At 33.1% G+C, this 13662-nt stretch carries 8 protein-coding genes; 4 read left to right on the plus strand and 4 right to left on the minus strand.

Annotated elements, in window-relative coordinates; genetic code table 11:
- Positions 1 to 98: 98 nt before the first annotated feature.
- From SY27_RS12740 to SY27_RS12750, 3 genes are all read left to right on the plus strand, one after another.
- The gene (locus SY27_RS12740; protein WP_045970863.1) at positions 99 to 983 is read left to right on the plus strand and encodes a hypothetical protein; all 885 of its coding nucleotides are present in this window, start codon (positions 99 to 101) and stop codon (positions 981 to 983) included.
- 22 nt (positions 984 to 1005) lie between these two features.
- Positions 1006 to 1965, plus strand: a complete 960-nt coding sequence (locus SY27_RS12745) for a fasciclin domain-containing protein (RefSeq protein ID WP_045970865.1) — start codon at positions 1006 to 1008, stop codon at positions 1963 to 1965.
- Positions 1966 to 2095: 130 nt separating this feature from the next.
- Positions 2096 to 2896 (plus strand): TIGR00266 family protein, encoded by an 801-nt coding sequence (locus tag SY27_RS12750; RefSeq protein ID WP_045970867.1) that lies wholly within the window; start codon positions 2096 to 2098, stop codon positions 2894 to 2896.
- A gap of 98 nt (positions 2897 to 2994) precedes the next feature.
- On the opposite strand, the gene SY27_RS12755 is transcribed toward SY27_RS12750, so the two are convergent.
- From SY27_RS12755 to SY27_RS12765, 3 genes are read right to left on the minus strand one after another with little or no spacing between them, the layout of a single operon-like run.
- The gene (locus tag SY27_RS12755; RefSeq protein WP_045970868.1) at positions 2995 to 4860 is read right to left on the minus strand and encodes an OmpA family protein; all 1866 of its coding nucleotides are present in this window, start codon (positions 4858 to 4860) and stop codon (positions 2995 to 2997) included.
- 17 nt (positions 4861 to 4877) lie between these two features.
- Positions 4878 to 5813: a type IX secretion system membrane protein PorP/SprF gene (locus tag SY27_RS12760; protein WP_045970871.1), complete on the minus strand. Its 936-nt coding sequence runs from the start codon at positions 5811 to 5813 to the stop codon at positions 4878 to 4880.
- Positions 5814 to 5866: 53 nt separating this feature from the next.
- Positions 5867 to 11479 (minus strand): gliding motility-associated C-terminal domain-containing protein, encoded by a 5613-nt coding sequence (locus SY27_RS12765; protein WP_082084358.1) that lies wholly within the window; start codon positions 11477 to 11479, stop codon positions 5867 to 5869.
- A gap of 172 nt (positions 11480 to 11651) precedes the next feature.
- Here SY27_RS12765 and SY27_RS12770 point away from each other — a divergent pair, with 172 nt between their 5' ends.
- Positions 11652 to 12395 (plus strand): UDP-2,3-diacylglucosamine diphosphatase, encoded by a 744-nt coding sequence (locus SY27_RS12770; protein WP_045970874.1) that lies wholly within the window; start codon positions 11652 to 11654, stop codon positions 12393 to 12395.
- On the opposite strand, the gene SY27_RS12775 is transcribed toward SY27_RS12770, so the two are convergent.
- Complete coding sequence (locus SY27_RS12775) at positions 12392 to 13660, minus strand: MFS transporter (protein ID WP_045970875.1); 1269 nt, start codon at positions 13658 to 13660, stop codon at positions 12392 to 12394. The two genes, SY27_RS12770 and SY27_RS12775, sit on opposite strands and share 4 nt — an antisense overlap.
- Positions 13661 to 13662 lie beyond the last annotated feature (2 nt).

The raw sequence follows: 13662 nt of genomic DNA on the forward strand, positions 1-13662 counted from the left end.
TTTCGGTTTTTTTGTACAAAAAAGTTTTTGTTTTTTTAAAACCAGTAAGGAGTATTTTACGTAAATGAGACTAAATGTAAAACTAAACATATAGTATCATGATTAAAAAACAATTACTATTAATTATCGCTGTAACAACATTGGGTTATATAAATACAGCCAATGCACAAAGTCCAATAAGTGGTTTCATGCAAGGAAAGGGTAAAGGAAATGTATCTATCTCTTACAGTTCTGAAAAATATGATGAAGTCTATTTAGTACCAGAACAAGTAGATGGCGTTCCAGTATTTAATGAGGTTCAAATTTCAAGTACGTCACTTTATGCTACTTATGGTATAACAGATCAGTTGGACGTTGTTCTTTCTTTACCATATATTGCTTCAAAAGGAAATGCTTCACAAGATGTTTTAAATAATTTAAATTTTTCTAACGAAAGAAAAGGAATTCAAGATGTTTCTGTGTTTGTGAAATACAATCCATTTTATTTTGACTATGGATCTTCTTCATTAAGACTTATAGGAGCATTAGGTTTAAAAACTCCAGTTGGGAATTACAAAGAAAACGAAGGACTTCAATCTATTATAGCAATTGGTAACAGAAGCACAACGCTTAGTGCAATTGGATTAGCTATGTTTAAAATGAATTCGGGCTTTTTTGCTTCAGGACAGTTTGGAGGAAATTTAGCTTCTAACGATGTGCCAAATTCATATATTTCAGAAATTAAATTAGGTTATGCAATTAAAGGGTTTTATGGTGATGCTTTTGTAGCAAATCAAACCTCTACAAGTGGTGTTGATATTTTGGGAGAAGGTTTTCAAGGTTTTTTTCCTGCAACACAAGTAAATTACACAAAAATTGGATTGAACTTATATGTTCCAGTTTATAATAGTTTGGGAGTTGCTGCAGGAGCATCTACTTTAGTTGATGGGAGAAATATAGGAAAAGCAACTGGTTTTTATGGAGCTTTAGTTTACAAATTTTAATAACAACTCTAAAATTAATAAAATGAAAAATATAAATATAAAAAGTACTATTTTAGTTCTTACATTGTTAATAACATTAATATCGTGTGATAATAATTATGAAGATGAAACGCCATCTATAGCTTCAATAGCTGTTTCAAATCCGAATTTTAGTACATTGGAAGCTGCTGCTGTTCAAGGTGGAGTTGCAGTTGTATTGAGTAATAGTAATCCGAATGATCCATCTGGGAAATACACTGTTTTTGCTCCTACAAATGCTGCTTTTGCAAAGTTAGGTTTAGTGGATGCAGGAAGTTTAGGAGTGTTGCAAAATGGATTTTTAACGAATACTTTATTATATCATGTTTCAAATGGGAATTTATTAGTAAATCAAATTCAAGGAGGAAATGCTTCAACATCTGTTTTAGGAGTAGATAGACGTTTTATAGATAGAAATGGAGATTTGTATATTAATGGCTCAAAAATTGTTGCAACAAATGTTAATGCAAGTAATGGAACGATTCATGCAATTGATAAAGTAATGATTGCTACAGGAGTTAATATTGTTGAATCAGCACAATTATTGCAAACAGCCAAAGTGTTCAAAAGTCCAGAATTAACATTTTTGGTTCAAGCTGTTGTAACCTCAGGATTAGCACCAGTATTATCTGATCCGAATAATAATTTTACAATTTTTGCACCAACAGACGCAGCATTTAAAGAAGCTGGTTTTGCAACTATTCAAGATGTTGCTAATACAGATCCTATTGTTTTACAGCAAGTTTTATTAAATCACGCAATTGTTGGAGGCTCATTTACATCGGAACAAACAAGTACAACAGTAACAACTGCTGGAGGAGGAACATTAACATATAGTGTGTTCCAAAATGGAGTATTTACTATTGTTAGTAACGGGATTACGTCTCCTGCTAATATGGTAATTCCAGATATTCAATGTAGTAACGGTGTTGTGCATCTTATAGATAAAATTCTTTTGCCATAGTAGAATGTTTTTATTTGCAATTAACCACTTTAAAGTCTCGTAAATAACGAGACTTTATTTTTTGATTTTTTTTAAGTAACATTTTATAAACGATTTAGACTAATAAATAAGAATTAAAAACTATAAAATTATGCAAGCACATGAAATTGATTACCATATTTATGGTGAAGAAATGCAATACGTAGAAATAGAATTAGATCCGCAAGAGATTGTTGTTGCTGAAGCAGGAAGCTTTATGATGATGGATAATGGAATTAAAATGGAAACTATTTTTGGAGATGGTAGTAAGCAAGAAGGTGGAATTTTTGGTAAATTATTATCAGCAGGAAAAAGAGTGTTAACAGGAGAGAGTTTGTTTATGACGGCATATCAAAATATTGATTATGGAAAGAAAAAAGTATCCTTTGCCTCTCCATATCCAGGAAAAATTGTGCCAATAGATTTGCAACAGTATGGGGGAAAATTTATTTGTCAGAAGGATGCTTTTTTATGTGCAGCAAAAGGAGTTGCCGTTGGAATTGATTTTTCTAGAAAATTAGGACGTGGATTATTTGGGGGAGAAGGTTTTATAATGCAAAAACTTGAAGGAGATGGAATGGCTTTTATTCATGCTGGTGGAACATTAGCAAAAAAAGAATTACAAGCAGGTGAAATACTTAAAGTAGACACAGGTTGTATTGTAGGTTTTACTAAAGATGTACAATATGATATTGAATTTGTAGGAGGTATAAAAAATACTATTTTTGGAGGAGAAGGTGTTTTCTTTGCAACATTAAGAGGTCCTGGAAATGTTTATATTCAATCTTTGCCTTTTAGTCGTTTAGCTGATAGAGTTATTCAGTCTGCTCCCCAAATGGGAGGAAAAGATAAAGGAGAAGGAAGCTTGCTAGGAGGCTTAGGGAATCTTTTAGATGGTGATAATCGTTTTTAAGATATTTTTTTAGAGTAAGCAAATAAGCAAACGAGCCATCAAATAATTATTTGATGGCTCGTGTTTTAAATTTTAGATTTTAGAAACGTTATGCTATATTATTTTTTAATAATTAAAAATTCAGAACGTCTATTTTGAGAATGTTCTTCTTCAGTACATTCATCACATTGAACTTTTAGTTCACTTTCACCAAAACCTTGTCCACTTATTCTATCTTTATCTATTCCTTTAGAAATGATATATTGAACAGTTGCTTTTGCTCTTCTTTCAGATAAGTTTAGGTTGTATTTATCATTACCTCTATTATCAGTATGTGATTTTGCAAAAATTACCATATTAGGATGTTCATTCATTACAACAACAAGTTTGTCTAATTCTTCAGCACCTGATGCTGTTATGTTGCTTTTGTTAAATTCAAAGAATATAGGTTGTAATATTACTTCTTTTTCTGTAATAATAGGTTTAATAGGTTCTAAATATGCATCAACTAGTGCAGATCCATTTCCAGATGCTGGTAAGGTAAAAATACCATCTTCATATCCTTCTTTTGAAACTTTAAAAACATATTCTTTTTCGCATTTAATTTCAAAGATCTTTTGACCAACATCATTACTTTCACCTGTTGCCACAACACTATTAGTATCATCTACTACATTTATGATTGCTGTTTCAATTGGTTTTCTTGTTGTAGCATTTTTAACTAAGACAATAGCGTTCACACCACAAACAGGACTAGCTAAGTATATGTTATCAACACCTTCTCTATTACTTGAAAAAATAGCAACTTTTTTATTTGTATTAAAAGTAAAAGAGAAATCATCTTTTTCAGAGTTTACAGGTTCACCTACATTAATTGCTTCAGTTCCTTTTGTTAGATCTGCCAGATATACATCATATCCACCAAAACCTTGTCTTGAATCTGAAGTGAAATAAAGCATATTGTCATCTGTAATGAATGGAAAACTTTCGTTTCCTATAGTATTGATGTTTTCTCCAAGATTTTCAGGTGTTCCATATTCATCTCCGTTTACACTAACTTTCCAAATATCTTCTCCACCAATTCCGCCTGGCATATCTGATGAAAAATATAAAGTTTTACCATCATTACTTATACTAGGATTACGCATTGAGTAATTAATACTATTAATAGGTAGTGCTTTTATATTTTCCCATTTTCCATCTTTTTTAGTTGCAGAGTAAAGGAATATTCTACCATATTTAATATTCTTGGTTTTAACTTTTTCAAATTTATTTTCATTAAAACTTTCACTTACAAAATACATTGTATTTCCATCTGAAGTAATAGTTGCAGGACCATCGTGCCATTTTGTGTTTATTCCATCAACTAATGTAGGTTCACTTAGAGTCCCGTTTTCATTATAAGTTGCTTGGTATAAATCTAAGAAAGGCTCTTCGTTCCATCCATGAGTTTTTCTAGCGATATTTCTAGCGCTTGTAAAATAAAGAACATTGTCATTTGTTAAAATACCACCAAAATCTGACTTATCACTACTAATGTCAGAAGGTTTTATTTCAAATAAAGGTCTCTGAGACTTAAGTTTATTTAGGTAATTAGGATTGTTTTTAAATGCGGCTGCTCTTGCATCATTTGGTTTCATTGAAGCAAATTGCTGCATTTGTTTGTTTGCTTCGTCATAATTGCCTTCTGCCTTTAGCATTTGAGCATATTTATAATATGTCTCAGCATCTTGCTTCTCTTCGACTAATTTGGTATACCACTTTATTGCTTCTTTAGTATTGAAGACATTGTAGTAGCTTTCTGCTAATTGTTGATTAACATAGTTGTCACCTTGTCCTTTGTCTATTAGTTTAAGGTATTCATTTGCAGCTTCAACATATTCAAATCTATCAAATAGTTTGTCTGCATTTTTGGTTTGTCTGTTTTGTGCACTTAGTATTCCACTAGCGATTACAAAACTTAAGGTTATATATAGCTTCTTCATGTTTTATCGCTTTTAAATTAGAAATATCGAGGTGAACGAGATACCTTTTTCGGGAAATTCAAATCAAATAACATGATTATCTCGTGAGATGACGGAGTCGTTACTTTTAAATCAGATACAATATGATCATAAGCATACCCAATTCTTAAGTTTGGCGTAATAGCATAGTTTAACATGGCTCCGAAACTATCATCTAATCTATATGTAGCACCTACTTCAAATTTTTCATTGAATAAAAAGTTTGTTGATAAGTCTAATGATGCAGGAACGTTAAATGCTGATTTCAACATGAAGAAAGGTTTGAATTTTACCTTATCGTTTAGATCAAAAACATAACCACCGGTTAAAAAATAGTGACTAGTTTCAGAACCAAATTCTAATTGATCATCTTGTTCTCTAACATCTAAATGCTTTGATTTTAACATATTCGGAACAGAGAATGCTAAGTAGTATTTGTCTGTATAATAGAATAACCCAGAACCAATGTTGAAATAAGTATTACTTATATCTTGCGAAAAAGCTGGATCTCCAGGATTTGGAACATTTCCATTTCCAATATCACTATATAAACCTACCTTGTGAAAAGTTAGTCCCGTTTTAAGACCAAAAGCTAAACGATGCTCATCACCTAAATTTAATGTATATGAGAAATCTCCATAGACATTATTTTCTTCTACAGGTCCTAATTTGTCAGTAATAACAGATAATCCTAAGCCAACATTTTTGCCTACAGGCATGTGACCAGATAATGTTCCTGTTGTTGGAGCGTCTTCAATGTCTACCCATTGTTTTCTATATAATAATCCTATTGCTAGGTTTTCTTTGCTTCCAGCATAAGCAGGATTAATGACATTCATATTATACATATACTGTGTATAATGAGGGTCTTGTTGAGCGTTAACATCTACAAATATGGACATTATGCCTAAAGCTACTAAATATAGTTTCTTCATTTTTATTTTAAATTTTAAATACTGCCTTCATTTGAAGGCAGTATATTTAGTTTTTATTGTTGCCTATTTATATATATCCAACCTGTTTTTGATTCCATATCAGTAAAATCAATTACATAATAGTAAGTTCCATCAGGAAGTTCATCTCCATTTTCAGTTTGTCCTTCCCATTCATTAGTATAGTTTGCTTTACTGTACACTTTTTTACCATATCTATTGAAGATTTGTAATTCTTTTACGTTAAATCCTGATAAGTCAAAAGATTGGTTAAATTCATCACCATTAGGAGATATACCTTTTTGTATTGTACAAGCTATTATAGTAACTTCAATGTCAGTACTTAAAGCACACTCACTAGCGTCAGGTGTAAATGTATATGTTGAGGTTCCAATTGATGAAGTATTAATTGATGCAGGTGACCATGTTCCATTAATACCTTCTAAAGAAGATGTAGGTAACGTTGTGTCGTTTGAGCCAGAACATAAATCTTCAATCTCTGCAAATGTTACAGGAACAGCAGCATTAATAGTTATGTTTAAAGGTTCTGAGAAACAATCATTAGTAAGGTCATGTGCGATTAATGTATATGTTCCAGCAGTTACACCAGTAAATGTAGTTGATGTTTCTGTTGTTGTATTAGTACCATCACTTAAAATATATTCATAATTAGTAACGTATAAAGTATAATTACCAACATCTGAATAGTCTTCAGGGTCTAGAGTGTTCCAGTCACTTGAATTCCATGTGGTTGATGGTAATATGGTTCCTGTAGTATTTCTTCTATAAGTATATCCTACACCATTTGAAGGTGTAAATATAGAACCATCTGTTGTTCCCCACATATCAATGTCAACATCTGCAATTGTAGCAAGTCTTATATTGTCATTATTGTTAACACCTGAACATGTAGTAAATGATAAATCAGGAGTAATTGTAGGAATGTTTGCACTATTACTTAATTTAATAACAACAACATCATTATTTGCTAATGTACCACTTAATGGAAGATCACAATTTACAGAAGGGTTTCCATTAGTATAAACTTTTAACTTATAATTACTTAAATCAACTGAAGCTCCTGTTCCATTATATACTTCAACATAAGTTAATGATCCAGATTGTGAATCTGTAACCTCAGATATAAATAAGTCAGAAGTAGTGTTTATTTGTTCGATTAATGGTGAAGTCACTTCAATAGTCGTTGTAGAATTAGTACAAAGTGGGAAGTCAGCAGTAGGGACAGGAACTGTTATTACCGCTACACTTGCACTGATACCTGTAAGTGTATTTGTACAATTAGTTGTCGTGTTTGTTATGCTAATTATTGAAACCTCAACTGTTGATGAAGGTGTTGGAACTACTAATGTATATGATCCTGTTCCATCTAGTGCTAAAGTTTGATTAGTTCCACCGTCAATGTTGTAAGTAACAGTTGAATCTGGTGTGCCATCAATTATAAATGTAGCATCGCTGCCAATACAAGTTGTTTCGCTAGCAGGTGTAATGCTGTTGATTACAGGTAATGGGTTAACAATAACAGTGCTAATATCAGATAAAGTTATATTACAAGCAGAGTTATAAATGGCTGATAATCCTAAATCAACATTTCCTACAGCAGGGTTTACAACTGTAATTGTTAAACTTCCAGAAGCATCAAAAACAGATGTTTGTGTTGTTCCTCCATTTATTGTATAGTCTAAAGAATAATTTGGTGTTCCTTCAATAACAAAAATAGCATCTGAACCAAAGCAAATTGGAGAATTTGATGTTATTTGAGAAATAGAAGGAGAAAAATTAGTTATCGTTAGTGAACTCACATCTGTTGTTGTACATCCATTAATTTCAAAATTGAAATTTGTATATGTTCCAGCATTTAAACCTGTAATTATGATTTCTCCATTAGGATTTGCTGTAAAGTTTGCTGGACCAACTGTAACTGTATCATCATCATAAGTTACGTTATATACTTCTCCAGGATTAAATCCAGAAGCTATAATTGTAGCATTTGAGCTATTACATTCTTCATTTGTGGTAGTAAAACTTGGAGCGCTTTGAATAGAGAAAGTTGCAATAAAGTTATTTCCTCCATTGTTTACCAAAACAGTATCATCACAGTCAGTTGTACTATTGTGGTCTCCTACTAAATCAAAGTAAACTTCAATAATATAATTACCAGGAGGAGAAGTTGTTAAATCAATAGATGAAGAAATATTTCTCCATTTTTGATCTCCTGAATTACAAGTTCCTCCTGTTGGGAATGTCCCTGCGATACAATCATCAAATAAAGTTAATCCTATACTTGAAAAAGGTATAGTATTAGGATCTACTGATGATTCATATACCTTGTAATATAGATTAGCATTACAAACATTTGAAGTTGATGTTTTAAAAGATTTTAATTCAGCACCTTGAAGTATTAGATTTGCTGAGCCTTGTACGTACGTTCCATAATCATTATTAGTGTAAATATTTGACGCAGGGCCAATACTTACTGATCCAGAACCTGTAACGTTATAAAATTCTCCAGTTGCTGGCGTTTCACAGTTTTGGATATGAACTGCTGTAGCAATACTATTAAATGTACATGTTGCTATTATTTCTATTTCGATAACTACAACTTCTGCACATTGAAATGAAGCGTTAGGAGTAAAAGTATATTGGAATACGCCTGCTGTTGAAGTGTCAATTGTAGCAGAAGGAGACCATGTACCTTGAATTCCATTATTAGAAGTGTCTGGTAATATTTCTTGTGTTGCTCCAAGACAGAATGGTCCTGGTATAGCAAATGTAGGAATTGTTTTTTCTAAAACGGTTACTTCAATAAAATCTGAAGTAGCACATAATGAATTTTGATCTGTTGACTCAACTTGAATTATGTATGTTCCAGGTGCCGTAGGTGTGAATATAACTGAAGTTCCTGTTGTTGCACTTAGTCCCGTTGCTGGTGACCAATTATATACTCCGTTCCCTCCGGTAGTATCAAGTGTTAAAGTTTCGTCTATACATATAGTTGTGTTTTCCTGTGTTATGTCTACATCAGTAGTTGTAGAGCCTCCAGATGTTACAGTAACAGAGTAGTCACACTGAGCTCCAGCAAAACCATCGATCATTAAATAATAGTTTTGACCAGGAATTAATCCATTAAAATTTAGTGAATTTGTACCAACAGTCATTTGAAAATAACAATCAATAACATCGATTGGTCCACTACCTGGAGTTGCGGCACTGAATATCATAAATTGAATATCACTTCCGTTGATACAGTTTCCTACTAGAACATCCATAGAAATTGAAGTAGATGTTGCTTGGAAAGTTAGGAAGGAATTGTTTTCAATTGACCCACAAAATGCAGTATCTAATTCAGGCCAATCTCCTTCGTCATTGTATGCTAGTGACGTGTTTCCACAATATCCATTTAAATTACATACGGGAGCAGCTTCTGGAATAACATCTCCTGCAGGAGTTGATCCACCACAACCAGGGAATAACGTTGTGAATTTTTTAGGTCCAGTCCAAAAACTAAAGTCTCCACCTCCACAATCTGATAGTATATAGTATTCATATTCTGTATTTGCATCTAAACCAGTTATTGTGTATGGATTTGATGTTACAGTTAAAGGATATGATGGTAATGCATTTGTGTAAGGAGGAGTAGGGTATCCACTTCCAACAGGTTGTATGATTATTTGCCATGTACCAGATGTTCCTGTTTCAGTCCATTCCAATGTAGCTCCTTCTTCTGAAATTGAAGTTGTAATTAAGTCAGTTGGAGCAGGACAAGTTGGAGGTGGTGTACATTGAATAGTTGCATCCCAACCTGCTAAATTTGTAAATCCATTTGAAGTGAAATCGAATGTTAAACATCCATTTGCAGCGCTTGATACTAATATTGGAGGTAAAGTAGTTCCTGTAAAAGTACCTAATACTGGGGCAGACGTATTATCTCCATTGTATACGGTTAGTATGTCGTTTGTAGCAAGATTAAAAGAGTTGAAAAATGCAGTTACAACATTTCCAGGGGTGTCAGGACAAATTGTAGTTGTGACATTTTGGTTTGGTAAATAGTTTCCTGTTGGTCCACCTTGATCATAAAAATGATCTCCAGCACAGTAATCGGGTGCAGTTGTAAAGGTGGAAGTATTTGACCAATTGCTAGTATCTGTAGGGCTACATATTGCTCTTACATATACATCATAAGTTGTAAATGAATCTAACCCAGTGGCTAAAAACGAATATGGAGGGCCTGCTGAGGCTATATTTGAGTATGTTGGAGTTGTTCCTGGATCAGGAGCAGGAGAGCCAGATGGGACTACGTATATATCCCAAGCAGTAGCTCCAATAGCGTGATCCCAATTTATATTTCCGCTTGAAGGAGAAACAGAAGTGTATGTAACGTTAGTTGGTTTAGGACAGGTTGGGATAGGGGCACAAACAATATCGGCTACCCATCCTGTTCTAGTTCCGCTTCCGTCACTTTTAAACATAAAGGTTAAACAACCGTCAGGATTTGTTGCTTCAAAAGGACCAGGGATTGTTGTACCCCAGTACCCTCCTGCTAAGCCTCCAGGGACATTTCCTGGCCCATTTGTGCTTGCTATTTGAGGGGAAGTTATTGATGTTCCGTCAAATACATATAGTGCATCCCAATTTTCTTCAGTATTGAAAGAATTGAATGTTACAGTTATATAATCTCCAATGTTATCTGGGCATATAGTGATAATGGAGTCTTCATTATTTCCATAATTAGCTGTTGTGCCACCTGGGTCAACAAAATTACCTCCACAACCAGGAGGAAGTTCGGTGGTACTAAAACAAAATGGCCCCGTCCATTCGCTTATATTGTCTGAACTACAAACTGCTCTTACATAGTAACAATAATCTGTTAAAGGATCTAGACCTGTTAAGTCATAAGGTGGAGCTGTATTTACAGTAATTGTAGTTCCTGTTCCTTGAGTAAATCCATCCAGACCATATTCTATTTCCCATTGTGTAGCACCTGAAGGGCTTATCCAGTTTAATTCTGCATGATCACCAAATGGTGTAGCATCTAAATTTGTATTGTCTAAACATTTAGCATCAATGTTTACGTTGTCTATAAACCATCTATCTCCATTGTTGTTTTCCATTACGAAAGCAACATATACAGGTTGATTCTCATAAATAGTACCTGATAAGTCAATTATTTTTTGTGTATAAGTTGTCTGCTCTCCAATAAGAATTCCTCCCATTATTTGAGCTTCATCCCATGTTTGAACAATTGTAAAAGTTGACCTATCGGTTTGTGATGTAGTTGAAATTCTAATAGTATATATACTTCCTTGATTCCCGGGCTGAGTAAGTTTTGTATAAAAACGAATTTGTCCATTTGCAGGGATGGTTGTTTGTGGGGTTACTAGCCAATCTTCAGCTGTAGTTCCAGACACAACAGTTTCTTTATTTAAATATGCGGCTCTTGTGCCAGCATATTGTTGTGTAGCGGGAGCTAATCTCCATCTTTCAGCGGTTCCTATCGAATTGTCAAGTACAGACCAATCTCCCGATGTTAATGTCCACGTGCTTGGACCAGGAGGTGGTGCTGGTGACGAAGTCCCTTCAAACCCTTCGGATAGTTGCCCAAAGGAAAGTAAAGTAGACATCGACATGAAAAAAAGTAATAATTTTTTCATTCTATAATTTTTTAGTTAAAATTTGATTAATAATCCAAAGTTAACAATTAATTGATGCTATTAAACATCTGTCGATAAAATGTATAATAACATCGATAAAATGCAGTTTAATGATTGTTTATTTTCATTACTTTTGTATGAAATTTAAATAGCCTAACCATTGGACAAAAAAATGAAGATTTATTTTGCTTCTGATCAACATTTTGGTGCACCTAACTCTGAAGAAAGTTTTTTAAGAGAATTGAAGTTTATTGCTTGGTTAGATCAAGTGAAAAAAGATGCTGATGTTATTTTTTTGTTGGGTGATTTATTTGATTTTTGGTTTGAATATAAAACAGTTGTTCCAAAAGGATTTATTAGGGTTTTAGGAAAATTAGCTGAAATAAGAGATTCTGGAATTCTTATTTATTTTTTTGTTGGAAATCATGATTTATGGATGGATGATTACTTTCAGAAAGAATTAAATATTCCTGTTTATCATGATAATAAAGAATTTGTTTTTAATGGGAAAACTTTTTTAATAGGTCATGGAGATGGTAAAGGTCCTGGAGATAAAGGATATAAGAGGATGAAGAAGGTGTTTACTAATCCTTTTTCAAAATGGCTGTTTCGTTGGTTGCATCCTGATATTGGTGTCCGATTAGCTCAATATCTTTCTGTTAAAAACAAATTAATTTCGGGAGCTGAGGATGTTAAGTTTCTTGGAGAGGAGAATGAATGGCTGGTTCAATATGCAAAAAGAAAATTGGAATACAAACATTATGATTATTTTATTTTTGGACATCGTCATTTGCCTATGATTGTTGATGTTGGTGAAAAATCTAAATATGCTAATCTAGGCGATTGGATTGGTTATTTTACATATGGAGTTTTTGATGGGGAAATATTTGAGTTGAAAGAATATAATAAGAGCTAGTTTTCTTTTTCTAATTCTTCTACTTCTTTTTCTAAATCTAAATTTCTAAAAGAAGGAGCTATTAATGCTGTTGTTATTACTGTTCCAATAGTCATACAACCTCCAAAAACAACTGCTTGAACTACTCCCATTAATTTTGCGGTAAGTCCGCTTTCAAAAGCGCCAAGTTCGTTTGAAGAACCTACAAAAATAGAGTTTACAGATGAAACTCTTCCTCTCATATTGTCAGGCGTGTGTAATTGTAGTATAGTGTTTCTTATTACAACAGATACACCATCGGCAACACCGCTTAAGAATAAGGCAACTACAGAGATCCAAAATATTTCGGATATTCCAAAAACGATAATGCTTACTCCAAAAATGAATATGGAAGTTAGTAACTTAACTCCTGCATTTTTATTCAAAGACACATAAGCTGCAATAATCATGGTAAGAATAGATCCTACTGCGGGCGCTGCTCTAAGTATTCCAAAACCTTCTGAGCCAACTTTTAAAATGTCTTGTGCGAAAATGGGTAATAGAGCAACAGCTCCTCCAAATAATACTGCAAACATGTCTAATGAAATAGCTCCTAATATTGTTTTATTTTTAAACACAAAGCGAACGCCTTCTTTTAAGCTTTGCATGATTGGTTCTCCAATTTTAGGATTTAAGATTGGTTTTTTTGAAATTTGTATTAGACTAATTAATGCAAATAATGTACAAGTAAATACTAAACACATGGACCAATGTACTCCAATTAATCCAATAGAAACTCCAGCTAAGGCTGGACCAAACATGGAACCTAATTGCCATGTGGAGCTACTCCATGTGGCAGCATTTGGGTAATTTTTTTTTGGAACTATTAAAGATAATAAAGAGAACACAGTTGGACCAATAAAGGCTCTGACTAGTCCGCCAAAAAAGACTAAAATGTAAATTATTGTTAATATATTGTTTATGGAAAGTGAATTAACAATACTGGGAATTGTTATTAAAAATAGACCTAAGCTAATTATGGAAAATCCTAAAAGACATTTTATTAGGAGTCCTTTTTTTTCACTTTGATCAACAATATGTCCTGCAAATAGTGCCATTGAAACGGCTGGAATGATTTCCATTAAGCCAATTATTCCTAATGATAAAGGGTTTTTTGTGAGGCTATATACTTCCCATTCTATAATAACAAATTGCATTGACCATGCAAAAACCATGGCAAAACGCATGCTTAAAAAAAAGCGAAATTCTTTAAAACGTAATGCTGCATACGGATCTTTTTTCTTCATTT

The organism is Flavobacterium sp. 316 (assembly GCF_000967805.1).
GTDB lineage: Bacteria > Bacteroidota > Bacteroidia > Flavobacteriales > Flavobacteriaceae > Flavobacterium > Flavobacterium sediminilitoris.

Coding starts and splice junctions, on each gene's coding strand:
- SY27_RS12740 (WP_045970863.1), top strand. CDS start 99: ATGATTAAAAAACAATTACTATTAATTATCGCTGTAACAACATTGGGT.
- SY27_RS12745 (WP_045970865.1), top strand. CDS start 1,006: ATGAAAAATATAAATATAAAAAGTACTATTTTAGTTCTTACATTGTTA.
- SY27_RS12750 (WP_045970867.1), top strand. CDS start 2,096: ATGCAAGCACATGAAATTGATTACCATATTTATGGTGAAGAAATGCAA.
- SY27_RS12755 (WP_045970868.1), bottom strand. CDS start 4,860: ATGAAGAAGCTATATATAACCTTAAGTTTTGTAATCGCTAGTGGAATA.
- SY27_RS12760 (WP_045970871.1), bottom strand. CDS start 5,813: ATGAAGAAACTATATTTAGTAGCTTTAGGCATAATGTCCATATTTGTA.
- SY27_RS12765 (WP_082084358.1), bottom strand. CDS start 11,479: ATGAAAAAATTATTACTTTTTTTCATGTCGATGTCTACTTTACTTTCC.
- SY27_RS12770 (WP_045970874.1), top strand. CDS start 11,652: ATGAAGATTTATTTTGCTTCTGATCAACATTTTGGTGCACCTAACTCT.
- SY27_RS12775 (WP_045970875.1), bottom strand. CDS start 13,660: ATGAAGAAAAAAGATCCGTATGCAGCATTACGTTTTAAAGAATTTCGC.